Source organism: Buttiauxella sp. AC038, from assembly GCF_979253565.1.
On sequence record NZ_CEEDCQ010000001.1, the window covers coordinates 1,478,887 to 1,503,717 of the forward strand.

General features: G+C 51.4%; 22 protein-coding genes and 1 pseudogene. 18 read left to right on the top strand and 5 right to left on the bottom strand.

From position 1 onward, the window contains the following. Positions 1-7: 7 nt before the first annotated feature. Entirely contained in the window at positions 8-766 is a 759-nt protein-coding gene (gene mlaA, locus AC0IXI_RS07090) for a phospholipid-binding lipoprotein MlaA (RefSeq protein ID WP_134185110.1), read from the top strand. A 54-nt stretch (positions 767-820) separates the two neighbouring features. Here mlaA and AC0IXI_RS07095 read toward each other — a convergent pair. Both AC0IXI_RS07095 and fadL read right to left on the bottom strand, forming a co-directional pair. Next, a protein-coding gene (locus AC0IXI_RS07095) for an IS3 family transposase (RefSeq protein ID WP_471681904.1) occupies positions 821-2,037 on the bottom strand; the annotation gives its coding sequence in 2 pieces (ribosomal slippage) (positions 821-1,690 and positions 1,693-2,037; 1,215 coding nt in all). Positions 2,038-2,144: 107 nt separating this feature from the next. Then, positions 2,145-3,467, bottom strand: a complete 1,323-nt coding sequence (gene fadL, locus AC0IXI_RS07100) for a long-chain fatty acid transporter FadL (protein WP_413498685.1) — start codon at positions 3,465-3,467, stop codon at positions 2,145-2,147. A 376-nt stretch (positions 3,468-3,843) separates the two neighbouring features. Between fadL and AC0IXI_RS07105 the strand changes: the two genes are divergently transcribed. The 4 genes from AC0IXI_RS07105 (at position 3,844) to sixA (ending at position 8,495) form a co-directional block, all read left to right on the top strand. After that, positions 3,844-4,128, top strand: coding sequence for a YfcZ/YiiS family protein (locus AC0IXI_RS07105; RefSeq protein ID WP_064512780.1), 285 nt, complete (start codon positions 3,844-3,846; stop codon positions 4,126-4,128). A gap of 221 nt (positions 4,129-4,349) precedes the next feature. Then, on the top strand, positions 4,350-5,660 hold the full coding sequence (gene fadI / locus AC0IXI_RS07110; RefSeq protein ID WP_064512777.1) for an acetyl-CoA C-acyltransferase FadI: 1,311 nt from the start codon (positions 4,350-4,352) through the stop codon (positions 5,658-5,660). Beyond that, complete coding sequence (fadJ, locus tag AC0IXI_RS07115; RefSeq protein ID WP_471682170.1) at positions 5,660-7,819, top strand: fatty acid oxidation complex subunit alpha FadJ; 2,160 nt, start codon at positions 5,660-5,662, stop codon at positions 7,817-7,819. Before fadI ends, fadJ begins: the two co-directional genes overlap by 1 nt. Before the next feature lie 187 nt (positions 7,820-8,006). Beyond that, positions 8,007-8,495 (top strand): phosphohistidine phosphatase SixA, encoded by a 489-nt coding sequence (gene sixA, locus AC0IXI_RS07120; RefSeq protein ID WP_064512773.1) that lies wholly within the window; start codon positions 8,007-8,009, stop codon positions 8,493-8,495. A 77-nt stretch (positions 8,496-8,572) separates the two neighbouring features. Here sixA and smrB read toward each other — a convergent pair. Continuing rightward, positions 8,573-9,123: pseudogene (gene smrB / locus AC0IXI_RS07125) on the bottom strand (endonuclease SmrB). Between the two features lie 185 nt (positions 9,124-9,308). Between smrB and prmB the strand changes: the two are divergent. The 6 genes from prmB (at position 9,309) to AC0IXI_RS07155 (ending at position 14,043) form a co-directional block, all read left to right on the top strand. Next, positions 9,309-10,241, top strand: a complete 933-nt coding sequence (prmB, locus tag AC0IXI_RS07130) for a 50S ribosomal protein L3 N(5)-glutamine methyltransferase (protein ID WP_064512769.1) — start codon at positions 9,309-9,311, stop codon at positions 10,239-10,241. 79 nt (positions 10,242-10,320) lie between these two features. Continuing rightward, positions 10,321-11,406 carry a chorismate synthase gene (gene aroC / locus AC0IXI_RS07135; RefSeq protein WP_471682171.1) on the top strand — a complete coding sequence of 362 codons (1,086 nt, stop codon included), beginning with the start codon at positions 10,321-10,323 and terminating at the stop codon, positions 11,404-11,406. Between the two features lie 4 nt (positions 11,407-11,410). Then, on the top strand, positions 11,411-12,235 hold the full coding sequence (mepA, locus tag AC0IXI_RS07140; RefSeq protein ID WP_471682172.1) for a penicillin-insensitive murein endopeptidase: 825 nt from the start codon (positions 11,411-11,413) through the stop codon (positions 12,233-12,235). Between the two features lie 11 nt (positions 12,236-12,246). Further along, positions 12,247-13,044, top strand: coding sequence for a sulfite exporter TauE/SafE family protein (locus AC0IXI_RS07145; protein WP_134185121.1), 798 nt, complete (start codon positions 12,247-12,249; stop codon positions 13,042-13,044). 22 nt (positions 13,045-13,066) lie between these two features. Further along, entirely contained in the window at positions 13,067-13,612 is a 546-nt protein-coding gene (locus AC0IXI_RS07150; RefSeq protein WP_134185595.1) for an elongation factor P hydroxylase, read from the top strand. A gap of 155 nt (positions 13,613-13,767) precedes the next feature. Beyond that, complete coding sequence (locus AC0IXI_RS07155) at positions 13,768-14,043, top strand: YfcL family protein (protein WP_064512761.1); 276 nt, start codon at positions 13,768-13,770, stop codon at positions 14,041-14,043. Between the two features lie 44 nt (positions 14,044-14,087). On the opposite strand, the gene mnmC is transcribed toward AC0IXI_RS07155, so the two are convergent. Beyond that, on the bottom strand, positions 14,088-16,088 hold the full coding sequence (mnmC, locus tag AC0IXI_RS07160) for a bifunctional tRNA (5-methylaminomethyl-2-thiouridine)(34)-methyltransferase MnmC2/FAD-dependent 5-carboxymethylaminomethyl-2-thiouridine(34) oxidoreductase MnmC1 (RefSeq protein ID WP_471682173.1): 2,001 nt from the start codon (positions 16,086-16,088) through the stop codon (positions 14,088-14,090). Between the two features lie 156 nt (positions 16,089-16,244). Here mnmC and fabB point away from each other — a divergent pair, with 156 nt between their 5' ends. Continuing rightward, a complete protein-coding gene (gene fabB / locus AC0IXI_RS07165) occupies positions 16,245-17,462 on the top strand; it encodes a beta-ketoacyl-ACP synthase I (RefSeq protein WP_034458876.1) in 1,218 nt (405 codons plus the stop codon). Positions 17,463-17,695: 233 nt separating this feature from the next. Then, positions 17,696-18,877, top strand: coding sequence for an arabinose transporter (locus AC0IXI_RS07170; RefSeq protein WP_471682174.1), 1,182 nt, complete (start codon positions 17,696-17,698; stop codon positions 18,875-18,877). A gap of 31 nt (positions 18,878-18,908) precedes the next feature. Here AC0IXI_RS07170 and flk read toward each other — a convergent pair whose 3' ends face one another. After that, entirely contained in the window at positions 18,909-19,913 is a 1,005-nt protein-coding gene (gene flk, locus AC0IXI_RS07175; RefSeq protein WP_413498680.1) for a flagella biosynthesis regulator Flk, read from the bottom strand. Between the two features lie 103 nt (positions 19,914-20,016). Between flk and pdxB the strand changes: the two genes are divergently transcribed. The 5 genes from pdxB to accD all read left to right on the top strand — a co-directional run bounded on the left by pdxB (position 20,017) and on the right by accD (position 24,794). Beyond that, on the top strand, positions 20,017-21,153 hold the full coding sequence (pdxB, locus tag AC0IXI_RS07180) for a 4-phosphoerythronate dehydrogenase PdxB (protein WP_064512753.1): 1,137 nt from the start codon (positions 20,017-20,019) through the stop codon (positions 21,151-21,153). A gap of 68 nt (positions 21,154-21,221) precedes the next feature. Beyond that, positions 21,222-22,235: an aspartate-semialdehyde dehydrogenase gene (locus AC0IXI_RS07185; protein ID WP_064512751.1), complete on the top strand. Its 1,014-nt coding sequence runs from the start codon at positions 21,222-21,224 to the stop codon at positions 22,233-22,235. Beyond that, complete coding sequence (truA, locus tag AC0IXI_RS07190; RefSeq protein ID WP_064512749.1) at positions 22,235-23,050, top strand: tRNA pseudouridine(38-40) synthase TruA; 816 nt, start codon at positions 22,235-22,237, stop codon at positions 23,048-23,050. The genes AC0IXI_RS07185 and truA overlap by 1 nt, the downstream gene beginning before the upstream one ends. Before the next feature lie 25 nt (positions 23,051-23,075). Then, the gene (locus AC0IXI_RS07195; RefSeq protein WP_034458864.1) at positions 23,076-23,735 is read left to right on the top strand and encodes a DedA family protein; all 660 of its coding nucleotides are present in this window, start codon (positions 23,076-23,078) and stop codon (positions 23,733-23,735) included. 138 nt (positions 23,736-23,873) lie between these two features. Further along, on the top strand, positions 23,874-24,794 hold the full coding sequence (gene accD / locus AC0IXI_RS07200) for an acetyl-CoA carboxylase, carboxyltransferase subunit beta (RefSeq protein WP_064512747.1): 921 nt from the start codon (positions 23,874-23,876) through the stop codon (positions 24,792-24,794). The last annotated feature ends 37 nt before the right edge of the window (positions 24,795-24,831 follow it).

The following is a 24,831-nucleotide window of genomic DNA, read 5'->3' on the forward strand; positions in this document are numbered from 1 at the left end:
GACACATATGAATTTCCGCCTGACCGGACTGGCGCTGGCCACGACACTTTTAGTCGGGTGCGCCAGCTCTGCCGATCAAGAGCCACAGGGGCGCTCGGACCCATTTGAAGGGTTCAACCGTTCAATGTACAACTTCAACTTTAATGTGTTGGATCCGTATGTTGTCCGCCCGGTGGCTGTGGTGTGGCGTGATTATGTGCCGCAACCCGCGCGTAATGGGATTAGCAATTTCACCAGCAACCTGGAAGAGCCCGCCGTAATGGTGAACTACTTCATTCAGGGTAATCCGTATCAGGGGATGGTGCACTTCACGCGCTTCTTCCTGAACTCATTGTTGGGTATGGGTGGTTTCATTGACGTTGCTGGCATGGCGAACCCGAAACTGCAGCGTGAAGAGCCGCACCGCTTTGGTTCTACGCTAGGTCATTATGGCGTCGGTTACGGCCCGTACGTGCAGTTGCCGTTCTATGGCAGTTTCACGCTACGTGAAGATGGCGGCGATTATGTCGATACACTCTATCCGCTGCTGTCCTGGCTGACCTGGCCGATGTCTATCGGCAAATGGACGATTGAAGGCATCGAAACACGTGCTCAATTGCTGGATTCTGACGGTTTGCTCAAGCAGTCATCCGATCCGTACATTTTGGTTCGTGAAGCTTACTTCCAGAGCCACGACTTTATTGCTAACGGTGGCAAGCTTTCACCAGCAGCAAATCCGAATGCTGCTGCGATTGAAGATGACTTGAAAGATATCGACTCGCAGTAAGCATTGAGTGGGTAATAATGACCCGTCCTAGCATAGGTTGACACTTTTATGCTTCTAAAACGCCTGATGCACTTCATCAGGCGTTTTGTATTTTAACGACAGATGCGGGCGTTGATGGTTATAGATCTTCACCGACTCATCCACCATCCTTCTCGCCTGTTCCAGATCTGCCGGCCGACTCAACAAATACTCATTTTTCAGTATCCCGTTTATCCTTTCTGCCAGCGCATTCTGGTAACAGTCGTATCCGTCCGTCATTGAGCACAGTAGTCCATGCTTTTCATGCACTGACTGATACATTCCCGAGCAGTACTGAAATCCTCGGTCTGAATGATGGATCAACGGCGTCATTGTTCGTCGTGTCTTCAACGCGTTCGTGAGCGCTTTCACGACATGCTCCGTATGCAGGCTTTCATGAACATGATGGCCCACGATCTTCCGTGAAAATGCATCCGTTACCAGACTGATATACACCGTATTCGTCTGCGTCGGGAGGTAAGTGATATCCGCGACCCATACCTGTTCAGGCTTCGATATCACGACCTTTCCAGGCCCCTCTTTCAGCAGGTTTGGATGTCTATGGAAACGGTGATGACTATTTGTTGTTTTATGGTAGGCCCTCCTGGGGCGGACCAGAAGATGAGCCAGTCTCAGGATAGTGAACAGCCTGTCTCGTCCGATATGCAGCATCGGTTCGGGGGTATTTTGCAGGATATAATGGAGTTTGCGTGTCCCCAGCCGCGGCTGCTTGAGCCTGAGTGTGGTGACCTCTCGGGTAATGCGTTGCACGCGCTCTGCTCTGCGTTTTTCACGCTCACATCCCTGATACCATGCCTGGCGGCTTATTTTCATAAATCGGCAGATTTTAACAACCGTCAGTCCGGGTGTTTGTGTTTGCGCGATAAGGCAGCTAACTGCTTTTTTGTCAGGGCGGCTCCAAATTCAGTATTCATGATTTTGACGACGGCTTCAAAAAACTGCGCTTTGCCTTCAGCTTCAGCCAGTTGCTGCTCAAGTTCTTTAATGCGTTGCTCAGGAGTGAGGGGAAGAGACGGGACCATATTATCTCCTGTCACATAGCTTCTGATGGAAGATTGCCAGTCGAGGTGACCATATTGACGTAACCATTTCAGAACGGTAGAGGCACCCTGGATACCATAGCGTCTCTGGGCCTGGCGATAGGTCATTTCACCTTTTTCGACCTGTTCAATAACTGATAATTTAAAGGATAGCGGGTAATCGCGTTGCGTGCGTTTAACGTATTGTTTCATCACATCCTCCTTAAAGCCTCTGGAAAATGTGTCAACGTTATTCAGGACGGGTCATAAATATAAAAAAGGCGAAACCTCGGTTTCGCCTTTTTTGTCACTGTTAACTATTAGAATGCGTAGTTAAAGTTCATACCGTACAGCCAGGCTTTGCCTTCAGACTGGAAGGTATATGGGCCTTCTTTGATCTCAACGTGCTGACCGTGCATGTAGGAAACGCCCAGGTCTACAGAAGCATCGTCGTTAAATGCGTAGGTAGTACCAGCACTGATCCAGAAGCGATCCTGGTCAGGAATGGAGATGGAACGGTTTTCTGCCGGAACCGGGCTGTCATCGAACGCGATACCGGTACGGAAGGTCCAGTTTTTATCCATAAAGTAGGTGGTACCTACAGCGATACGGTACGCATCTTTAAAGCTTTCGTCTTTATAGAACAGCGTCTGGCCGTTAGTTCCGGTCGCTTTCAGCTCCTGGAACTGGCTCCAACTGGTGTAAGTCAGGCTGTAGTGAATTGCCCACTGTGGATCCACTTTGTTATAGCCGGACAATTCCCACATTTCTGGCAAGTTCAGTGTCAGAGAACCAGGGACAGTTTGCCCGTTGGTGCCTGCTGGTAAGCCAAAGTTTGACAGGATTGGGTTATAAGCAGAAGGCAGGTTGCTTTTGTAGTCGCCGTCGAAGTCGATTTTAACTTCTGAACGGTAGGTGAAGCCGTAACGGTTGTTTTTATCGATTTCATAAAGAATACCGGCGTTCCAGCCGTAGCCCCACTCGTCACCTTTCAGGTGTGCGATTTGGGTGTCGCTTGGGATACGAGAAACCGGGCCTGCCAGTGAGGGAGGTAAAGCACCGGAACCAGCTACAATTTGACCCAAATCACCCGCATAGCGTTCGATTTTTGCTTTAGCGTAAACAGCATCAAAGCCAAGACCAAAACTCCAGTTGTTATTTAAACGGTATGCGCCGCTCAGGTTCAGGTTCAGGGTAGTCAGGTCGGTTTTACCGCCCATAGAGCCTGCGGTGTAATCATTGTTGAATTCTGTTGCTAAACCATAGTTTGAGGTAACAGATGCACCCCAACCAAATTGCTCGTTAATAGGAGCAACGAAGTGGAGGTTTGGAACCCAGGCGGTTGGTGCGATGTTATCAGCATCGGTGCTGCGGCCAGTTGGCGATGTACCGGAAATATTCACACCCGGATCAACAAAGACTGCACCGCCGGAGAAGGAAGGGCGGTCAAACATCATGATAGTTGCAGGGTTACGGCTTGCAGAACCCGCATTATCCGCAACTGCACCTTCCCCGGAATAAGCTCGGCCTAGGCCTGAGGAAGAGAACTCGTTTAATTGAAAGCCGGCTGAGTAGGCCTGCGATGAGACAATTGCCACTGCAACCGCTAGGGCTGACTTTGTAAACAGGTTTTTCTGGCTCATGACCAAAACCTCATAATGGATTTATTTTTATACAAACAATGTTACATACCGTAACAGGAGCGCGAATAGTAGGGTCTGTTCTGTTACATAGAAAGCAGACCAGTGGCGAGAGTATAGGTCTGACCAGATAGGATGTTGCAAGTTTGTATCTAAGAATTTTCAAATTTGATCGTCGAAACGAGATCTGCCTGGCAAAATCGGGTTCTTCGTCACTTAGCAAAATGGGTGAATCTTGTTTTAGATCATTTTTAAGTGTGATTTGGGTCACTTACGGATTTTGACAAGATTAACGACTGGAGTCGCTTCAACAGGGAGCGTAAAATAGACAAGATTCGTTGAAAACATTTTGCCTTTTAAATACAGAGGAAATCATAAAATGAGTAAGAACACTGCTGATGAAACCCCGGTTTGCTGCTGTATTGATGTCGGCTCTATCATCGACAACACCGACTGCACAGCAACATACAGCCGCGTGTTCGCGACCCGCGCTGAAGCTGACGAAACTCTGGCTGCGCTGACCGAGAAAGCACGTGCCGCAGAATCAGAACCTTGCCAGATTGTTCCGCGTTACACCGAAGAAGCTGACGGCGTTCGTCTGGATATCGATTTCACTTTCAGCTGCCAGGCTGAAACCATGATCTTCCAGCTCGGCCTGCGTTAATATTTCCTGGCGCTCTCGTCCCCGAGAGCGTCATTTTCCTCTCTTAAAGCGTGTTCCCCCTCCCAATTTTTTAGTCCCCCGGTTGGCTGATTGTAACTTTTTAGTTAAAACTGTGATCAGGTCAGACCACTATTGGTCGTTTACAATTTTATTCCCAGAAATATGCAGTTACAGCAACATCGCTGTAGATTCATAGACGCCGGGAAGAACAGGGGAGTTTTATGAGTCAGGCACTTCCGCTGGTAACCCGTCAGGGCGACCGTATTGCTATTATCAGTGGGTTACGCACCCCATTTGCCCGCCAGGCTACCGCGTTTCACGGCATACCTGCTGTCGATCTCGGCAATATGGTGGTCAGCGAACTGCTGGCACGCAGCGAAATTCCCCCGGAAATGATTGAACAGCTGGTTTTCGGCCAGGTTGTCCAGATGCCAGAAGCGCCAAACATCGCCCGCGAGATTGTCCTCGGCACCGGAATGAGTGTGCATACCGATGCCTACAGCGTTAGCCGTGCCTGTGCGACCAGCTTCCAGGCTGTGGCAAATGTCGCTGAGAGTTTAATGGCGGGCACTATTCGTGCAGGTATTGCCGGCGGTGCTGATTCTTCGTCGGTGCTGCCGATTGGCGTCAGCAAAAAGTTAGGCCGCACTTTAGTGGATGTGAACAAGGCGCGTACTTTGGGCCAGCGCCTGAAATTATTCTCTCGTTTACGCCCGCGTGATTTGTTGCCCGTGCCGCCTGCGGTTGCTGAATATTCAACGGGCTTACGCATGGGTGACACCGCCGAGCAAATGGCGAAAACTCACGGGATTACGCGTGAGCAACAAGATGCGCTGGCGCATCGCTCCCACACTAAAGCCGCTATTGCCTGGAAGGAAGGGAAACTGGCGGATGAAGTGATGACCGCCTTCATTCCGCCATATCGCCAGCCTTTCAACGAAGATAACAACGTTCGCCAAAACTCCTCAATTGCTGATTACGCGAAGCTACGTCCGGCTTTTGACCGTAAACACGGCACAGTTACCGCGGCAAACAGCACGCCATTAACCGATGGTGCGGCTGCTATTATCTTGATGACGGAATCGCGCGCCAAAGAGTTGGGCCTGAAGCCATTGGGCTATTTACGCAGCTATGCGTTCACCGCCGTGGATGTCTGGAAAGATATGCTGCTTGGGCCGGCGTGGGCCACTCCGCTGGCGCTTGAGCGCGCGGGCATCACGCTCAATGACCTGACGCTTTTCGATATGCACGAAGCCTTTGCCGCGCAAACGCTGGCAAACTTACAAATGCTCGCCAGCGAACGTTTTGCTCGCGATGTATTAGGCCGCGCTCACGCTACTGGCGAAGTCGACGACTCTAAATTTAACGTACTCGGTGGCTCGATTGCTTACGGCCATCCGTTTGCTGCAACGGGCGCGCGTATGATCACTCAAACCTTGCATGAATTGCGCCGCCGTGGTGGTGGATTTGGCCTGGTCACCGCCTGCGCGGCAGGTGGTTTGGGTGCGGCAATGGTTCTGGAGGCCGAATAATGGAACAGGTTTCTGCTTTCAACTTACATATCCGCCTCGACAATATCGCGGTGGTGACAATTGATGTGCTGGACGAAAAGATGAACACGCTAAAAGCGTCGTTCGGCCCGGAAGTGCACAACATCATCAAACAGGTTCGCGATAACACTGCATTGCAGGGGCTGATATTTATCTCTGGCAAGCCGGATAACTTTATTGCGGGTGCTGACATAAACATGATTGCAAGCTGCAAGAGTGCACAAGAAGCGCAGGCACTGGCACACCAGGGACAGCAAATCATGGCGGAAATTGCCGCGTTGCCGATCCCAGTCGTCGCTGCGATTCACGGTGCGTGTCTCGGCGGTGGGCTGGAGCTGGCGCTGGCATGTCATTCGCGAATTTGTACCGATGATGAGAAAACAAAACTGGGGCTTCCGGAAGTGCAGCTCGGTCTACTGCCGGGCTCTGGCGGTACGCAGCGCCTGCCGCGTTTGATTGGCGTCAGTCACGCCCTCGATATGATTCTGACCGGCAAACAATTACGCCCGCGCCAGGCACTGAAACTGGGGCTGGTGGATGAAGTTGTGCCGCAGTCAATTCTGCTCACGGCAGCAGTTGAGCTGGTGGGCAAAGGCCGTCAGGCATCGCGCACATTGCCGGTTCGTGAACGAATTTTAGCCGGTCCGCTTGGGCGTTCTTTATTGTTCAGCATGGTGAGTAAGAAAACTGAGCAAAAAACTCGCGGTAATTACCCTGCTACTCAGCGCATTATTGATGTCATTAAAATCGGTCTGGGGCAGGGGAGTTTCAGCGGTTACGAATCAGAGGCGAAAGCGTTTGGCGAGCTGGCGATGAGTCCGCAATCTGCGGCATTACGCGGGTTATTTTTTGCTAGCACGGAGCTTAAAAAAGAGCACGGCGCTGATGCACCACCGCGTCCGATTAAAGCCGTGGGTGTGCTCGGTGGTGGTTTGATGGGCGGTGGGATTGCTTTTGTCACCGCGACTAAAGGCAAATTGCCCGTACGTATCAAAGACATTAATAACGATGGTATTAACCATGCGTTGAAATATAGCTGGGACTTGCTGGATAAAAAGGTACGCCGCCGACATATGAAAGCGGCTGAGCGCCAGCGTGAAATGGCGCGTATTTCCGGTGGCACCGATTATCACGGTTTCCACAATCGAGACATCGTTGTGGAAGCGGTTTTTGAAGATCTCGCTCTCAAGCAAAAGATGGTCGCGGAAATTGAACAGAACGCTGCGCCACATACCATTTTCGCGTCCAACACTTCTTCGCTACTGATTGCTGATATTGCGGCCAATGCCGCACGTCCGGAGCAAGTGATTGGTCTGCACTATTTCAGCCCGGTCGATAAAATGCCGCTGGTCGAAGTGATCCCGCATGCTCGAACCAGTGCGGAAACCATTTCCACAACTGTTCAGCTTGCCAAAAAACAGGGCAAAACACCGATTGTCGTTGGCGACAGCGCCGGTTTTTACGTCAACCGTATTCTGGCACCGTATGTTAACGAAGCGATGCGTTGCCTCGTGGAAGGGGAGCCTGTCGATAAGATTGATAATGCGCTGGTGGCGTTTGGTTTTCCTGTTGGCCCAATCCAACTTTTGGATGAGGTGGGAATTGATGTGGGGACTAAAATTAGTCCTATACTTCAGCAAGCTTACGGAGATCGTTTTGCCGCACCGGCAGAAATTGCAGCAATATTGAATGACGATCGCAAAGGTAGAAAAAACGGGCGTGGTTTCTATCTTTATTCAGGGAAAGGGAGTAGAAGCAAAAAGCAGGTTGACCCTACAATCTATACCCTGCTTGGTATTTCACCTAAAGGGCAACTGGCAGAAAAAGAAATCGCACAACGCTGCGTGATGATGATGCTTAATGAGGCGGCTCGTTGCGTAGATGAAGGTGTTGTTCGCAGTGCCCGCGATGGTGACATCGGTGGCGTGTTTGGTATTGGTTTTCCACCGTTCCTCGGTGGCCCGTTCCGCTATATGGATACCCTGGGAGCGGGTGAGGTCGTCGCACAACTGCAACGCCTGGCCAGTCAGTACGGGGAGCGTTTTACTCCCTGTGAAAGACTTTTACAAATGGTGGAAGAGCAACGAAATTTCTGGGGAAAAGTGAACCCTGGTGAAGGAAATGTAGTCAAAGAATCATGATTATATGGTTCGGTGAATGGATGCTGGTCGCTCACTTAACGAACAGTGATTGACTATACTTGCACCATTGAGGTAAAAAACAGCGTTTCATTCGATGTACGGATAAGGCACAATGCCCGGCTGCTGAATTTCACCTTCGAAGTTTTAGGGGAATTCAAGCATTCCTGGTTAACAAAAGCGGTGCAATATGCAAGTTTTTATCATGCGTCACGGCGACGCAGCTCTCGATGCCGCCAGTGACTCGGTACGTCCACTCACCCAGTGTGGTTGTGATGAATCCCGAGTAATGGCGACCTGGTTGAAAGGTCAGGTTGTGGATATCGAACGTGTTCTGGTGAGCCCTTATCTGCGAGCCGAACAAACCCTGGATGTTGTGCGGGAAGCACTGACTCTTCCAGGTAAAGAAGACATTCTGCCGGAATTGACGCCGTGCGGCGATGTAGGTCTGGTGAGCTGCTATTTGCAAGCCCTGGCCAATGAAGGGGTTGAGTCGGCGCTGGTGATTTCTCACCTACCGCTAGTCGGTTATTTGGTGTCTGAGCTGTGCCCAGAGGAAACACCACCGATGTTCAGTACTTCGGCTATTGCCAATGTCACACTTGATCCTGAAACCGGGAAAGGCGTGTTCAACTGGCAGATGAGTCCGTGTAATTTGAAGGTAGCTAAAGCTATCTGATTGCCGTAAGCATGAAAAAAGAGCCGCTATATATAGCGGCTCTTTGTATTTCTGAGGCCCGGGATGCGGACTCAGGATTATGGCAACTCCGGCGGCAGCCACTCTTCGATTTCAATCAACACCAACAACGCTGCGTCACCACCGTACTCTTTCGGTGCCTGGTGGAATGCCATAATGTGCGGGTGCTGTGCCAGCCACAGCGGCGTTTGCTGCTTCAACACGTGCTTACCATGCCCGTGCATCACGCAGGCGCAAAATACGTGCTCACGCCGACATGCCGCAATCAACGCGCCTAATTCCTGTTTTGCCTGCATCTGTGTCAGGCCATGCAAATCGAGGAATAATTCTGGCGAATAATCACCCCGGCGAATTTTTTCAGTTCGAAATGACTGACATCTTCGCGCACGTAACGCGTGGGGCCTTCTGTTGCCAGGCGCGGCTGGAATTCATCAGAAAAATAATGGCTGGCATCAGCCTGTTCCTGCAATAGCCGTTTCACCGGCACTTCCTGCACTTTCTTACGCATCGGACGGTGAACAATCGTGTCCTGAGCCAATTTTTTTGTGCCGCTCATCAAATCACGGAAAAGGTTCTGATCATCAACGCTGAGCGGAGTTTTCTTTTTCATCTATTTCTCGTCTCGACTTTATCGTCTCGCACCTGTTTTGCGGTCAGTTTACCTGGTTTGCCGTCCATCACTAAATAAAACGCAATTTTAGCCGCTGTGACAGCTATTGAAATGCTGATTTGTCGTGGTCTTCATGGCAAACTAGCCGATTATTGAACTAGCGCGAACGGCCTGCGGAGGGCAACGTGGATAAAATTTTCGTCGATGAGGCAGTTAATGAGCTGCACACCATTCAGGATATGCTGCGCTGGGCAGTCAGTCGTTTTAGCGCCGCCAACGTCTGGTATGGCCACGGCACGGATAACCCGTGGGACGAAGCCGTTCAGTTAGTGCTGCCAAGTCTCTATCTGCCGCTGGATATTCCTGAAGATATGCGTACTGCACGCCTGACACCAAGCGAGCGTCATCGCATCGTTGAGCGTGTGATTCGCCGCGTTAACGAGCGTATCCCGGTGGCTTACCTGACCAATAAAGCCTGGTTCTGTGGCCATGAGTTTTATGTTGATGAGCGTGTGCTGGTGCCGCGTTCCCCAATTGGTGAACTGATTACCAACCGTTTCGCGGGTCTTTTCAACGACGAACCTCTTCACATTCTGGATATGTGTACTGGCAGCGGCTGTATCGCTATCGCCTGTGCTTATGAATTCCACAATGCGGAAGTGGATGCGGTCGATATTTCTCTTGATGCGCTGGCAGTGGCTGAGCAAAACATCGCTGAGCACGGTCTGGAAAATCAGGTTACGCCAATTCGCTCCGACCTGTTCCGTGACCTGCCAAAAGTGCAGTACGACATTATCGTGACTAATCCACCGTATGTGGATGCAGAAGATATGTCTGACCTGCCGGGTGAGTTCCACTTCGAGCCTGAATTAGGTTTAGCTGCCGGTACAGATGGCCTGAAACTGGCACGTCGTATTCTGGCTTGTGCGCCTGACTACCTCGCCGATGGCGGTATCCTGATTTGTGAAGTCGGGAACAGCATGGTACATCTGATGGACCAGTACCCTGATGTGCCGTTCACCTGGCTTGAGTTCGATAACGGCGGTGACGGTGTGTTTATGCTGACTAAATCGCAGCTTATTGATGCGCGTGAACACTTCAGCATTTACAAAGATTAATCTGCGCAGACGGGCCTTATGGCCCGTCTTCTTTTGCTGACAACACAACGAAAATGACAACGGTAAGGAGCCGTGAAAAATGGCAGGAAATTCTATCGGACAAGTATTTCGCGTAACGACATTTGGTGAATCCCACGGTGTCGCACTGGGTTGTATCGTTGATGGTGTGCCGCCAGGCATCCCGCTGACCGAAGCCGATTTACAACACGATCTCGACCGCCGCCGCCCGGGGACTTCACGCTACACCACGCAACGCCGCGAACCCGATCAGGTGAAGATCCTTTCCGGTGTATTTGAAGGTGTCACTACCGGCACCAGCATCGGTCTGTTGATTGAAAATACCGATCAGCGCTCGCAAGATTACAGCGCTATCAAAGACGTGTTCCGTCCGGGGCATGCAGATTACACCTACGAACAAAAATATGGCCTGCGCGATTATCGTGGCGGTGGCCGTTCTTCAGCACGTGAAACCGCGATGCGTGTTGCGGCTGGGGCGATTGCTAAAAAATATCTGGCGCATAAATACGGCATTATTATTCGTGGTTGCCTGACGCAAATGGGCGACGTGCCGTTAGAAATCAAAGACTGGGATCAAGTCGAGCAGAACCCGTTCTTCTGCCCTGATCCAGACAAGATTGAAACGCTTGATGAGCTGATGCGTGCGCTGAAAAAAGAAGGCGACTCCATTGGTGCGAAAGTTACCGTGGTCGCGGATAAAGTGCCGCCAGGCCTTGGCGAACCTGTATTTGACCGCTTAGATGCTGATATCGCCCATGCGCTGATGAGCATTAACGCCGTGAAAGGCGTGGAAATTGGCGAAGGCTTTGGCGTGGTAAATCTGCGTGGTAGCCAGAACCGCGACGAAATCACCAAAGAAGGTTTCCAGAGCAACCATGCTGGCGGCATTCTGGGTGGCATCAGCAGCGGCCAGCAGATAGTGGCTAACATGGCGCTGAAACCGACTTCCAGCATTATGGTCCCAGGCCGCACCATCAACCGCGAAGGCGAAGAAGTTGAGATGGTCACGCGTGGTCGCCATGATCCTTGCGTGGGTATTCGTGCGGTTCCGATTGCCGAAGCCATGGTAGCGATTGTATTGATGGATCATATGCTGCGTCAGCGTGCTCAAAACGGTGACGTGACTTTCCCTTTGCCGCGCTGGTAATGCGATGAAAAAAACACTCGTGGGGCTGCTGGCATTACTTGCCAGTACCGCTACTTTCGCCGCGACGCCGTGGCAGAAAATTAGTCATCCGATTGCGGGAAGCCCGCAATCTATTGGTGCATTCTCTAACGGCTGCATTGTGGGTGCCCACGAGTTGCCGCTCAACGATCCTCGCTATCAGGTGATGAGACAGGACCAACGTCGCTATTTCGGCCATCCTGATTTAGTGATGTTTATTCAGCGCCTCAGCAACCAGTCAACACAACTGGGCCTTGGCACGTTGCTGATTGGCGATATGGGAATGGCAGCGGGTGGGCGTTTTATCTCGGGCCATGCCAGCCACCAAAGCGGCCTGGATGTTGATATTTTTTTGCAACTCCCTAAAGCTCGCTGGACCTCGGCTCAGCTTCTTAAACCGCAAGCGCTGGATTTAGTCGCCAGTGATAATCAGCATGTGGTGCCGCGTTTGTGGCAGCCAGAAATCAGCAGCCTGATTAAACTTGCAGCCAAAGATAACGACGTGACGCGGATCTTTGTCAATCCGGCTATCAAGCAACAATTGTGTCTGGATGCGGGTGCCGATCGCGACTGGCTGCGTAAAGTGCGCCCGTGGTTTGCGCATCGTGCGCATATGCATGTTCGCTTGCGTTGCCCGGCAGATAGCCTCGAGTGTGAAGATCAGCCATTACCGCCGCCAGGCGACGGCTGTGGTGCTGAACTGCAAAGCTGGTTTGCGCCACCACCTCCAGGCAGCAGTGCGCCGAAAAAGAAAACTCCGCCCCCTTTACCGGCCTCTTGTCAGGCTTTGCTGGATGAGCACGTTCTCTAACGGATAAGTTCATGGAATGGTTTATGGTTTCCCCCCTGACGCTGGTGGTGCTGTTTTTTGTCGCCATGCTTGCAGGGTTTATTGATTCACTGGCGGGCGGCGGCGGTTTGATTACTGTCCCTGCATTATTGGCGACGGGAATGTCACCCGCACATGTACTGGCAACGAATAAGCTTCAGGCGTGTGGTGGTTCAGTTTCATCCTCAATTTATTTTATTCGCCGCAAAGTGGTGAGCCTGAAAGATCAGAAACTTAATATTCTGATGACCTTTATCGGCTCAACAACCGGGGCATTGCTGGTTCAATACGTCAAATCAGACGTGCTGCGCCAAATCTTGCCGCTGCTGGTGATCTGCATTGGTCTGTACTTTTTACTGATGCCAAAACTCGGTGAAGAAGACAGGCAGCGCCGTTTATACGGCCTGCCATTTGCGCTGGTTGCAGGTGGTTGCGTCGGTTTCTACGATGGTTTCTTTGGCCCTGGTGCGGGCTCTTTTTATGCATTGGCGTTCGTCACGCTGTGCGGCTTTAACCTCGCAAAATCTACGGCTCACGCCAAAGTATTAAACGCTACATCAAACCTCGGCGGCCTGCTTTTGTTTATCATTGGCGGGAAAGTGATTTGGGGAACCGGTTTTGTAATGATGGCCGGGCAGTTCTTAGGGGCGCGAATGGGATCACGCCTCGTGTTGAGTAAAGGGCAAAAACTGATCCGTCCGATGATAGTTATCGTGTCGGCGGTGATGAGCGCCAAACTCTTATTTGATAGCCACGGACCGGAGATCCTCCATTGGTTGGGGGTAGCTTAAGATGACGACAGCAAATATGACAATAACGACAGAACACCATTATCAGGAACTTATCGATATTTTCGATAACTGCTTTAAAGACGAATTTAATACACGTCTGATTAAAGGCGACGACGAACCGATCTATCTTCCAGCAGATGAAGAAATTCCTTATCACCGCGTGGTGTTTGCTCACGGCTATTACGCCAGCGGAATGCATGAGATTTCTCACTGGCTTATTGCGGGCAAAGCGCGCCGTGAACTGGTGGATTTCGGTTATTGGTATTGCCCGGATGGGCGTGATGCCGAAACACAAAGCAAATTTGAGGATGTGGAAGTGAAGCCCCAGGCGCAGGAATGGTTACTGTGCGTGGCAGCAAATTTCCCGTTCAATGTGAGCTGCGATAACCTGAGCGGCGATGTTGACCCGGACAGAATCGCGTTCCAGCGCCGTGTGCATGCGCAGGTGATGATTTACCTGCAAGAAGGTATCCCGGCTCGTACGGCAAAACTGATTGAAGCGCTGCGGGAATATTACAAAACTCCAGCGCTGGCTGCAGAGCATTTTCCGTGGCCGGAAGACCTTTAGACATCCCCTAAATAATTCTAGTTGCAGGAAGGCGACAAATCCATTCTTCACAGGAGCATAGCTAACTATGTGACTGGGGAGAATGGATGCAGTCAACGCGTCTGCGGCTTGAAGTATGACGGGGATAAAAACCTGCAAAATGATGAGGAAGTACGATGATCGCTGAATTTGAGACACGCATTCTGGCGCTAATTGATGAAATGGTTGAGACGGCCAGTGATGACGAGCTGTTTGCCAGCGGTTATCTGCGTGGCCATCTGACTCTGGCGGTAGCTGATCTGGAGCATGGTGAAGACCATAGCCCTGAAGCACTTAATACTGCGGTATCAGGTAGTCTGGAAAAAGCGATTCAGGCAGGTGAGCTTTCACCGCGTGATCAGTCTTTAGTATTGAGCATGTGGGACAATTTGTATCAGAAGGCTAAGTTCTAAGTCTTTTGCCCTCTCCTTTATTGGGAGAGGGCAAAATCTCAAATCTATTTAACTTCTCTTCCTTTCAGTAACCTGCGCACCCAGAATCGATTTGGATTGAGCGCAGCAAGCGTTTCAGCATCCATCGGAACCGGTTCATCGCTCATTTGAGCTGCCAGAATTTCTGCCGCCAATGGCGCGCTGCATAATCCCCTTGAACCCAGAGCCGCCAACATAAAAAGATTGTCATAAACCGGAGCGGTTTCGGCGTTGTCATGGTTTTCAACAAGTGTTGCGTAGGTTTCGAGCGTGTCATCGTAGCGAGGGACACTTCCTACAAGCGGCATATGGTCGCGCGTGGCACAACGCACGCCACAGCGTGCTTCAGTGGCGCTAACATCCACTTCCTGTGGCCACTCCATATCCGGCAGGCAGTTAAGCAAACGCTGACGGTTATGCAGCTGATCTTCCTCGTTATAATGCATCTCTTCCACACCACGATGGTAACTTGCGCCGATGCAATGCTGCTGATTATTCGGGTTTTGTGGCGTCAGATAGCCGTCGTAGCACAACACCTGGCGTAATTTTGAAAGTGACGGGCTGGTGGGAATATGGCTGACCTGACCACCCACGGCCGAGAATGGCAATTTTTCGGTTTGTGAGAATTTGCTCACTTTAAAACCGTTGGCTAATACCACTGCCGCATGCCGTTTTGTTTCCTGCTCGGCAATTGATAAATTCCATCCGTCAGGCGTTTGGGTGAGTCCTTCAACGCGATGCTGGTAATGCGTTTTTAGACCCAAATTTTCGGCCATCGCCAGTGCACCGGATGTAAGTTGTGCCGGGCACAGCCAACCACCAAGAGGGTAGGTTGCTCCACCATGGCCGGTTTCTAAACCGCAAAGTTTTGTCGCCGTTTCTGCGTCGACGGCATGAACGAGAGCAGCGGGAAATTCCAGGCTCAGCATCTGGTCGATTTTATGCTGACTCTTTTCGTCCCAGCCAAGTTGCGTAACGCCACACCAGTCATGATCAAAATCGACGGGCAATGAGTCATACATGCGGCGGGCAAAGGTAAATGCGGCACTGAAAAAGTTTGTCAGAGTTGCGCTGTGTGTATTGAGCAATGGGTAAAGCGCACCCTGGCGGTTGCCGGAGGCACCGAGCGCCGGAGCAGCATCTTCGCAGTAGAGCGTGACCTGCCAGCCGCGACGCAGCAAAGCGAGTGACAGCAGAGCGCTGGCAACGCCACCGCCAATAATGGCAACCTCTTGTGCTTGTGACGAAGGGCGCGCGTACCAGGGCGTGCGTGCTGGCGTTTCGATCGCACCTTCCATTACCCCAACCAGCATTTCGCGTTTGCGGCCAAAACCCTTGGTTTTGGTCATCGCGAAACCGGCATCAATTAAGCCACGGCGTACAAACCCGGCGCAGGTAAATGTCGCCAGCGTGCTGCCCGTGCGCGCCAATTTCGCCATCGCGTTGAACAACTGTGGCGTCCACATATCCGGATTTTTTGACGGAGCGAAACCATCAAGGAACCAGGCGTCTACCTGATTATTTAAAGTGTCATCTAATTGCGGTATCAGTTCATTGATATCACCGAACCAAAGGTCGAGAGTAACGCGGCCTTCCGCCAGCAAAATGCGGTGGCAGCCTGCGATTGGCAGTGGCCACTGTTGCTGTAATTGCTGCGCAAAATCGGCAAGTTCAGGCCAATGGGCATGAGCTGCACGTAAATCTTTTACGGTCAGAGGGAATTTTTCAAAGCTAATAAAGTGCAGGCGTTTGAGGGTGGCTTGAGGCTGATTTTTGCAAAAATCTTCAAAAGCTTGCCATAAAGTCAAAAAGTTAAGACCGGTGCCGAAACCACTTTCACCGACTACAAACAGCGAACGCTCATGGGTAGCAAAACGCTCATTTAGACGGTTTCCTCCCAGAAATACATAACGAGTTTCCTCCAGTCCATTATCATTAGAGAAGTACACGTCGTCGAACTCTCGGGATACAGGTGTACCCTCTTCATTAAAGTCCAGGTTTGCAGATTGTATTGGGGAGTGTTTCACGTAAGTTACTCGTCTGGCAGGCAGTGTAACGATCATAACGATGTGTGCGAAGCGGTGCAAATTTCAGACTGATTTGGCTGATCGGACTTGTTCGGCGTACAAGTGTACGCTATTGTGCCTGTCGAAATCCTAATAGTGCAGTAGAAGAGGTATTGAATGAAACGTGCAGTGATTACTGGTCTGGGCATTGTTTCCAGCATCGGTAACAACCAGCAGGAAGTCCTGGCATCTCTGCGTGAAGGTCGCCCGGGGATCACTTTCTCTCAAGAATTCAAAGATTCTGGAATGCGCAGCCACGTGTGGGGTAACGTTAAACTGGACACCACCGGCCTGATTGACCGTAAAGTCGTCCGTTTCATGAACGATGCCTCTGTCTATGCTTACCTTTCAATGCAGCAAGCTATTGAAGATGCTGGTTTGAAAGAAGAAGTTTATCAAAGCAATCCTCGTGTGGGCCTGATTGCAGGTTCCGGTGGTTCTTCTAAATCTCAGGTGTTCGGTGCAGACGCAATGCGTAGCCCGCGCGGCCTGAAAGCGGTTGGTCCTTATGTTGTGACCAAAGCGATGGGTTCTGCGGTTTCCGCATGTCTCGCTACTCCGTTCAAAATTCACGGTGTGAACTACTCAATCAGCTCCGCATGTGCGACTTCTGCGCACTGTATCGGTAATGCTGTTGAGCAAATTCAGCTGGGCAAACAGGACATCGTATTTGCTGGCGGCGGCGAAGAGCTGTGCTGGGAAATGGCCTGTGAGTTCGATGCAATGGGCGCACTGTCTACCAAATATAACGAAACGCCGGACAAAGCGTCCCGTACCTATGATGCGAGCCGTGACGGTTTCGTTATCGCAGGCGGCGGCGGTATGGTTGTGGTTGAAGAACTGGAGCACGCTCTGGCTCGTGGCGCACACATCTACGCTGAAATCGTTGGCTACGGCGCAACGTCTGATGGCGCAGATATGGTTGCTCCATCTGGTGAAGGTGCTGTGCGTTGCATGAAGATGGCAATGCACGGTGTTGATACCCCGATTGACTACCTGAACACCCACGGGACTTCTACGCCGGTTGGCGATGTGAAAGAACTGGGCGCAATCAAAGAAGTCTTCGGTAACAACTCACCAGCAATGTCTGCGACCAAAGCGATGACCGGTCACTCTCTGGGTGCCGCAGGCGTTCAGGAAGCTATCTACTCTCTGCTGATGCTGGAGCACGGTTTCATCGCGCCAAGCATTAACATTGAACAGCTGGATGAGCAGGCTGCTGGCCTGAACATCGTGACTGAAACTACCGAGCGTCAACTGAATACTGTTATGTCTAACAGCTTCGGTTTCGGTGGGACTAACGCAACACTTGTGATGCGTAAAGTTAAAGCTTAATTCATCACTAACAGTGAGAATGACGAACGGGGTGCCTATGGCGCCCCGTTTTTTTTGCTGTTCACAATTATTGACAGCATCAATGGCTGAAGGCACTATTCGCGCAATAACATTATCGTTCTGATAATGCGTAAGCGTTCAACGTCAACCAACGCACCCTTAATCTGAACGTTCAGAGGGAAAGGGCGTGGGTGGTTACCTCGCCTTACTCTGCGATAAATGGAGTAAGCAGCATGTCTGCATTGATTGATTCTCAGCTTAAAAATAGCAAATCCGAAAATAAGTCCTTATTCAGCATTACCTTCGCGGTGTTTCTCACCTATATGACGGTTGGCTTGCCGTTGCCTGTTATTCCGCTTTTTGTTCACCATGAGCTTGGGTTTGGTAACACCATGGTAGGGATTGCCGTAGGCATTCAGTTCCTGGCAACAGTGTTAACCCGCGGTTATGCCGGGCGTCTGGCCGACCAGCAAGGAGCTAAGCGTTCGACGTTACAGGGGATGTGCGCATGCGCATTTGCTGGCGTCGCTTATCTGCTGGCGGCGCTATTGCCCGTTGAGCCGATGGCGAAATTCGGCCTGTTGATTGTTGGCCGTTTGATTCTCGGTTTCGGTGAAAGCCAGTTGCTTACCGGCAACCTTACCTGGGGACTAGGCCTGGTTGGCCCGGCACGTTCCGGCAAAGTAATGTCCTGGAACGGGATGGCGATTTATGGCGCACTGGCAGCGGGTGCACCGCTTGGGTTGCTGCTCAATAGCCACTGGGGGTTTGTCGCGTTGGGTGTATCGACGATAGCACTGCCGCTGGTTGCCTGGGCGTTTAATGGCCGCGTTCGTGCGGTGCCTGCGCATAAAGGCGAGCGCCCATCGCTGTTTACTGTGATTGGCCTTATCTGGAAACCGGGGATGGGTCTTGCACTACAAGGCGTGGGTTTTGCCGTGATCGGCACTTTTGTCTCACTTTACTTTGCATCGAACGGCTGGGCTTGGGCAGGCTTTACGCTGACCGCTTTTGGTGGCGCTTTTGTGCTGATGCGTGTGCTGTTTGGTTGGATGCCCGACAGATTTGGTGGTGTAAGAGTGGCACTGGTCTCGTTGGCGATTGAAACTGCCGGTTTGGTTTTACTCTGGCAGGCACCGGGAGCAGGCGTTGCGCTAATCGGTGCTGCGTTGACGGGTTGTGGCTGCTCGTTAATCTTCCCTGCACTGGGTGTTGAAGTAGTGAAACGTGTACCAGCTCAGGTACGCGGTACGGCGCTTGGTGGCTATGCGGCGTTTCAGGATATCTCGTACGGTGTCGCAGGGCCGTTGACCGGATTGTTGGCAACCTCGATGGGTTATCCGTCAGTGTTTTTAGCTGGAGCAATTTCTGCGGTAGTCGGGATTGTGGTTACACTCATCGCCTTTCGCAAGTAACCATAGCCACCCGAGGCTGGGTGGCTAATGTTTAAATCACTATCCAGAACAAAACCATCACCACAATCAGTGCGATAAGTGCCAGGCCTGGGCGGGCACTTATTGCCTTCATCGGTTCAATAAATGGCGCCCAAATTGGGCTGGCGATGGGCTGAATATTTTGCACTTCAGGCGAGGCCGGTTGCCGTTCTGCTCGCTTCAAAAAGATCTGGTTCAAAATATCTTGCACTTGCGCAGTAGTCAGTAACGACTGCGGCGAGGCCTGAAAACGTTGCTGAGAATAATCGGTAATCTCTTTCCATTCTGCTGGTTCCAGAGGCTGCTTTAGCGCGGCCTGGATGGTATGCAGCGTAGGAGTTTGCTGTTGGCTCAGGGTTTGCCTTGCCTGTAACCAGGTGCTCAGCAGCGTGAAATGTTTTGCAGGAATCAACTCACCTGTTTTCACCCCCGAAAGCTCAAGCATTGATTGCCAGATAAGTTTTCCTGACTCACCCGTTGCAGCTGTGAGTTTGGCGACTTGTTTATTTAAAGTGTTATGTTCTGCAGGCAACAACGGTCGATCTGTCGCCTGGCGCTGCTGTGGCTGCGGGATAGCCAACTGGTTATTTTGCAATAACGTCAGTACGCTTTTTAATTGTTCTGGCGTGAGCTGGCTAAGGGCCGTTTGCCCAAACTGTTGGCGAATGTAATCACTCACAGCCTGGCGATTATTGCCCTGTGATAGCAACTCGCTGAGCTGTTGCACAACCTGACGCGTGGCATGGGTTGTTTGAGCATTATTGAGACGCTGATTCAGGTTTTGTTCAGCCGCGGGGAAGTGACGCGATAACAATGGCGTTTCACCTTTTAGCCCGAGGTCATGTTTTAATCCCGCCCACACTTCGGCACTTTGTTGCTGGTTAAGCGCAACAAGACGTGTAATCAAACGTTCCAGAACGGTACGTTGCTGTGTAGAAAGCGGAAACTCACCTGCCGCTGAAGTTGGGGAGGGTGGTTCCCCCGGAGGACGTGCTGTCGCCCCCTGAATGGGTTGCATAGGCTTAAATCCTTTGTCGATCCCTGGCTCAAGTATGCCAGGACGCCAGATTATGGCACACTATCGGGCTTATTCTCGACGATTAACCGAACAGGTAGCTAACGTGAAAATCCTCGTTGACGAAAACATGCCCTATGCACGTGAATTGTTCAGTCGCCTTGGCGACGTAACCGCTGTTCCTGGCCGCCCAATTCCCGTATCCGAACTGGCTGATGCCGATGCGTTAATGGTGCGTTCAGTCACCAAAGTGAATGCTGATTTACTCGATGACAAAGGGATAAAGTTTGTCGGTACGGCAACGGCTGGCACTGACCACGTTGACGAAAACTACCTTGAGCGCGCGGGTATCGCATTTTCGGCAGCCCCTGGTTGTAACGCCATTGCGGTAGTTGAGTATGTCTTCTCCTCACTGTTAATGCTTGCTGAACGCGACGGTTTCAAGCTTACCGACCGCACCGTAGGTATTGTTGGTGTCGGTAATGTAGGCTCGCGTTTGCAGGCGCGTCTCGAAGCTTTTGGCGTTCGTACGCTGCTTTGTGACCCACCTCGTGCCGACCGCGGTGATAAAGGTGATTTTGTTTCATTGGAACAATTGGTGCGCGAAGCGGACGTTCTGACGTTCCATACGCCATTGTTTAAAGACGGTGCGTACAAATCGCTGCATCTTGCTGACGAGAAACTGATTTCAAGCCTCAAACCTGGCTCCATTTTGATCAACGCCTGCCGTGGCCCAGTTGTGGATAACGTGGCGTTGCTTAAATGTCTGGAGAATGGTCAGCATCTGAGTGTGGTACTTGATGTCTGGGAGCCGGAGCCTGCACTAAATGTAGCTCTGCTCGAGAAAGTTGATATCGGTACCGCTCATATCGCGGGCTATACGCTGGAAGGTAAAGCGCGTGGCACCACGCAAGTGTTTGAAGCATTTAGCGAGTTTATTGGTCAGAAACAACAGGTGGCTTTAGACACTCTGCTTCCTGCCCCAGAATTTGGCCGTATTACCCTTCATGGCCCGCTTGATCAGGCAACACTCAAAAGACTGGTTCATCTGGTGTATGATGTGCGCCGCGATGATGCCCCGCTGCGTAAAGTGGCAGGAATTCCTGGTGAGTTTGACAAGTTGCGCAAAAATTATCAGGAACGCCGTGAATGGTCATCGCTGTATATCCAGTGTGATGATGAAGCGGCAGCGACAATGCTGCAAAAGCTAGGCTTTAGCGCCACCTATCACACTGCGCGTTAAAAAATCCTTCTCATCTCCCCGGCGTTACACCGGGGAGATACTGCTATTTAAGTCTGGAGTAAACCAACATGTCTGAAGGCTGGAATATTGCCGTTTTAGGTGCCACGGGTGCCGTAGGCGCAGCTGTGATTGAACTGCTTGCCGAACGCCAGTTCCCGGTTGGTGAATTGTATGCCCTGGCGCGCAATGAAAGCGCCGGTGAAAATATTCGTTATGAAGGCAAAAACGTGATGGTTCAGGATGCTGAATCATTCGACTGGACTCAGGTTCAGTTGGCGTTCTTCGTTGCGGGTGTTGAAGCTTCTGCGCGTTATGTTGAAGAAGCCACGAATGCCGGTTGCCTGGTTATCGACTCCAGTGGCCTGTTCGCCATGGAACACGATGTCCCGCTGGTAGTACCTGACGTGAATCCTTTTGTGTTGGGTGAATACCGTAATCGCAACCTGGTTGCTGTTGCTGATAGCCTGACCAGCCAACTCCTGACAGCCCTGAAGCCGCTTATCGAACAAGGTGGTTTATCACGCATTCAGGTCACCAATTTACTGGCAGCCTCTGGCCGTGGCAAAAGTGCGGTAGACGCGCTGGCCGGTCAAAGTGCACGTTTGCTTAATGGTTTGCCAATTGAAGACGCGGATCTGTTTGGCCGCCAATTAGCATTCAACATGCTGCCACTGGTGCCTGATGCTGAAGGTAGCGTTATTGCAGAGCGTCGCCTGGTGAACGAAGTGCGTAAAGTGTTGCAGGATGAAGGTGTGATGATCTCTGCCAGCATGGTTCAGGCTCCGGTGTTTTACGGGCATGCGCAAATGGTCAACTTTGAAGCAATGCGACCGCTGGCTGCTGAAGAAGCGCGTGATGCGTTTGGCCAATTTGAAGATATCGCGCTTTCCGAAGAAGGGGATTTCCCGACTCAGGTTGCTGACGCCTCTGGCAGTGCGCATCTTTCCATCGGTTGTATCCATAACGATTACGGTATGCCTGAGCAGATTCAATTCTGGTCAGTTGCCGATAACGTTCGTTTCGGTGGTGCATTGATGGCGGTGAAAACGGCTGAGAAATTAGTGCAGGAGTATATGTACTAATGTCCGACGAGTTGCACCAAACACCACTCAACAAGATTGCACTCGGCATTGAATACGACGGCAGCAAATATTACGGCTGGCAGCGCCAGAATGAAGTGCGCAGCGTGCAAGAGAAGCTTGAAAAAGCGCTCTCTAAAGTGGCTGATGAGCCAATAAATGTATTCTGCGCCGGGCGTACCGATGCAGGCGTACATGCCACCGGCCAGGTTGTGCACTTTGAAACGCGCGCGCAGCGTAAAGATGCAGCATGGACGCTTGGTGCAAATGCGAATTTACCTGGTGACATTGCGGTGCGTTGGGTTAAAGCTGTGCCCGATGATTTTCACGCACGCTTCAGCGCGACGGCGCGTCGTTATCGTTATGTCATCTATAACGAGCGGCTGCGTCCTGCGGTGATGGGGCAGGGGGTGACGCATTTTTATCACCCGCTTGATGCTGAACGCATGCACCGTGCAGCGCAATGTTTGCTGGGTGAGAACGATTTTACGTCGTTCCGTGCTGTGCAATGCCAGTCGCGCACCCCGTGGCGCAATCTGATGCACATCAACGTCACGCGTTATGGCTCATACGTGGTGGTGGATATCAAAGCCAATGCGTTTGTGCATCACATGGTGCGAAACATTGTCGGCAGCCTGATGGAAATCGGTTGTGGCAATCAAGAAGAGAACTGGATGGCCCAATTGCTGGCTGCGAAAGATCGCAAGCTTGCAGCGGCGACCGGAAAAGCAGAAGGCTTGTACTTAGTTTCTGTTGATTACCCTGAACATTTTGCGTTGCCTAAACCCCCGATGGGGCCTCTTTTTTTGGCAGACTGACGCCAGTCGAGAAAGGTAGATAACTATGGAATTTATCCGCTTTATTATTGATTTTATTTTGCACATTGATGTGCACTTAGCGGAGTTGGTCGCGCAGTATGGCGTCTGGGTTTATGCCATTCTGTTTTTGATTCTGTTTTGCGAGACAGGGTTGGTGGTGACGCCGTTCCTGCCGGGTGATTCACTGCTGTTTGTTGCCGGTGCGCTGGCGGCATTGCCGACTAACGATCTGAACGTTCATACCATGGTGATTTTAATGATCATCGCGGCTATTGTTGGGGATGCGGTGAACTACACTATTGGGCGGCTGTTTGGTGAAAAGCTGTTCAGTAACCCGAATTCAAAAATCTTCCGCCGTAGTTATCTTGATAAAACACACGCTTTTTACGAGCGTCATGGTGGAAAAACGATTATCCTCGCGCGCTTCGTACCGATTGTGCGAACTTTCGCACCGTTTGTCGCCGGGATGGGGCATATGTCCTATCGCCATTTTGCGATGTATAACGTTGCCGGTGCGTTGCTGTGGGTATTGTTATTTACCTACGCAGGCTACCTGTTCGGCGATTTGCCAATTGTGCAGGAAAACCTGAAATTACTGATTGTGGCGATAATCGTGTTGTCGGTCTTGCCTGGTGTGGTTGAAATTATTCGCCACAAACGCGCGGCCAAACGCCTGCAAAAGTAACCCCATCGCGCGGTTCGACCACTTTTTTATCCAAAGTCGCGGGCCGTTATGTTTTAATGAGCACCATTTATGGTCTGGGGCAGCTAGTTCTGCCACAGAAAAACTGGCATCGACCAGGTTCAAGCAGAAAGGTCATCAATGAGCTGGATTGAACGAATTCTCAATAAGAGCAATATCACCCCTACCCGTAAGGCGAGTATCCCTGAAGGGGTGTGGACGAAGTGCGATAGCTGTGGCCAGGTTCTGTACCGTGCCGAACTGGAACGCAATCTCGAAGTCTGCCCAAAATGCGATCACCACATGCGTATGTCCGCGCGCGATCGCTTGCACAGCCTGTTAGATGAAGGCTCGATGTTTGAATTGGGTAGTGAGCTTGAGCCAAAAGATATCCTCAAGTTTAAAGACTCTAAAAAATACAAAGACCGTCTGGCATCTGCCCAGAAAGAAACCGGCGAGAAAGACGCGCTGGTGGTCATGAAAGGCACGCTCTATAACATGCCAGTTGTCGCTGTGGCGTTTGAGTTTGCCTTTATGGGCGGTTCTATGGGCTCTGTTGTCGGCGCGCGTTTTGTTCGTGCTGTGGAACAGGCTCTGGAAGATAACTGCCCGATGATCTGTTTCTCCGCTTCCGGTGGCGCACGTATGCAAGAAGCGCTGATGTCGCTGATGCAGATGGCGAAAACCAGTGCGGCGCTGGCAAAAATGCAGGAACGCGGTCTGCCGTATATCTCGGTTCTGACTGACCCAACAATGGGTGGCGTGTCTGCAAGCTTCGCAATGTTAGGTGATCTCAACATCGCTGAGCCAAAAGCATTGATCGGCTTTGCGGGCCCTCGTGTTATCGAGCAAACCGTTCGCGAAAAATTGCCGCCGGGCTTCCAGCGCAGTGAGTTCCTGATCGAAAAAGGGGCGATCGACATGATCGTCCGTCGTCCAGAAATGCGCCTCAAACTGGCAAGCGTTCTGGCAAAGCTGACAAATCAGCCCGCGCCGAATCCTGAAGCGCCGCGTGAACCGATTGTGGTTCCGGCAGCACCGGAAGAAGGTCACGAGGCCTGATAGTCAATAAAGGCAGGGCCGCTCGCGGAACTGCCTT

Coding starts and splice junctions, on each gene's coding strand:
- mlaA (WP_134185110.1), top strand. CDS start 8: ATGAATTTCCGCCTGACCGGACTGGCGCTGGCCACGACACTTTTAGTC.
- fadL (WP_413498685.1), bottom strand. CDS start 3,467: ATGAGCCAGAAAAACCTGTTTACAAAGTCAGCCCTAGCGGTTGCAGTG.
- AC0IXI_RS07105 (WP_064512780.1), top strand. CDS start 3,844: ATGAGTAAGAACACTGCTGATGAAACCCCGGTTTGCTGCTGTATTGAT.
- fadI (WP_064512777.1), top strand. CDS start 4,350: ATGAGTCAGGCACTTCCGCTGGTAACCCGTCAGGGCGACCGTATTGCT.
- fadJ (WP_471682170.1), top strand. CDS start 5,660: ATGGAACAGGTTTCTGCTTTCAACTTACATATCCGCCTCGACAATATC.
- sixA (WP_064512773.1), top strand. CDS start 8,007: ATGCAAGTTTTTATCATGCGTCACGGCGACGCAGCTCTCGATGCCGCC.
- aroC (WP_471682171.1), top strand. CDS start 10,321: ATGGCAGGAAATTCTATCGGACAAGTATTTCGCGTAACGACATTTGGT.
- mepA (WP_471682172.1), top strand. CDS start 11,411: ATGAAAAAAACACTCGTGGGGCTGCTGGCATTACTTGCCAGTACCGCT.
- AC0IXI_RS07145 (WP_134185121.1), top strand. CDS start 12,247: ATGGAATGGTTTATGGTTTCCCCCCTGACGCTGGTGGTGCTGTTTTTT.
- AC0IXI_RS07155 (WP_064512761.1), top strand. CDS start 13,768: ATGATCGCTGAATTTGAGACACGCATTCTGGCGCTAATTGATGAAATG.
- fabB (WP_034458876.1), top strand. CDS start 16,245: ATGAAACGTGCAGTGATTACTGGTCTGGGCATTGTTTCCAGCATCGGT.
- AC0IXI_RS07170 (WP_471682174.1), top strand. CDS start 17,696: ATGTCTGCATTGATTGATTCTCAGCTTAAAAATAGCAAATCCGAAAAT.
- flk (WP_413498680.1), bottom strand. CDS start 19,913: ATGCAACCCATTCAGGGGGCGACAGCACGTCCTCCGGGGGAACCACCC.
- AC0IXI_RS07185 (WP_064512751.1), top strand. CDS start 21,222: ATGTCTGAAGGCTGGAATATTGCCGTTTTAGGTGCCACGGGTGCCGTA.
- truA (WP_064512749.1), top strand. CDS start 22,235: ATGTCCGACGAGTTGCACCAAACACCACTCAACAAGATTGCACTCGGC.
- AC0IXI_RS07195 (WP_034458864.1), top strand. CDS start 23,076: ATGGAATTTATCCGCTTTATTATTGATTTTATTTTGCACATTGATGTG.
- accD (WP_064512747.1), top strand. CDS start 23,874: ATGAGCTGGATTGAACGAATTCTCAATAAGAGCAATATCACCCCTACC.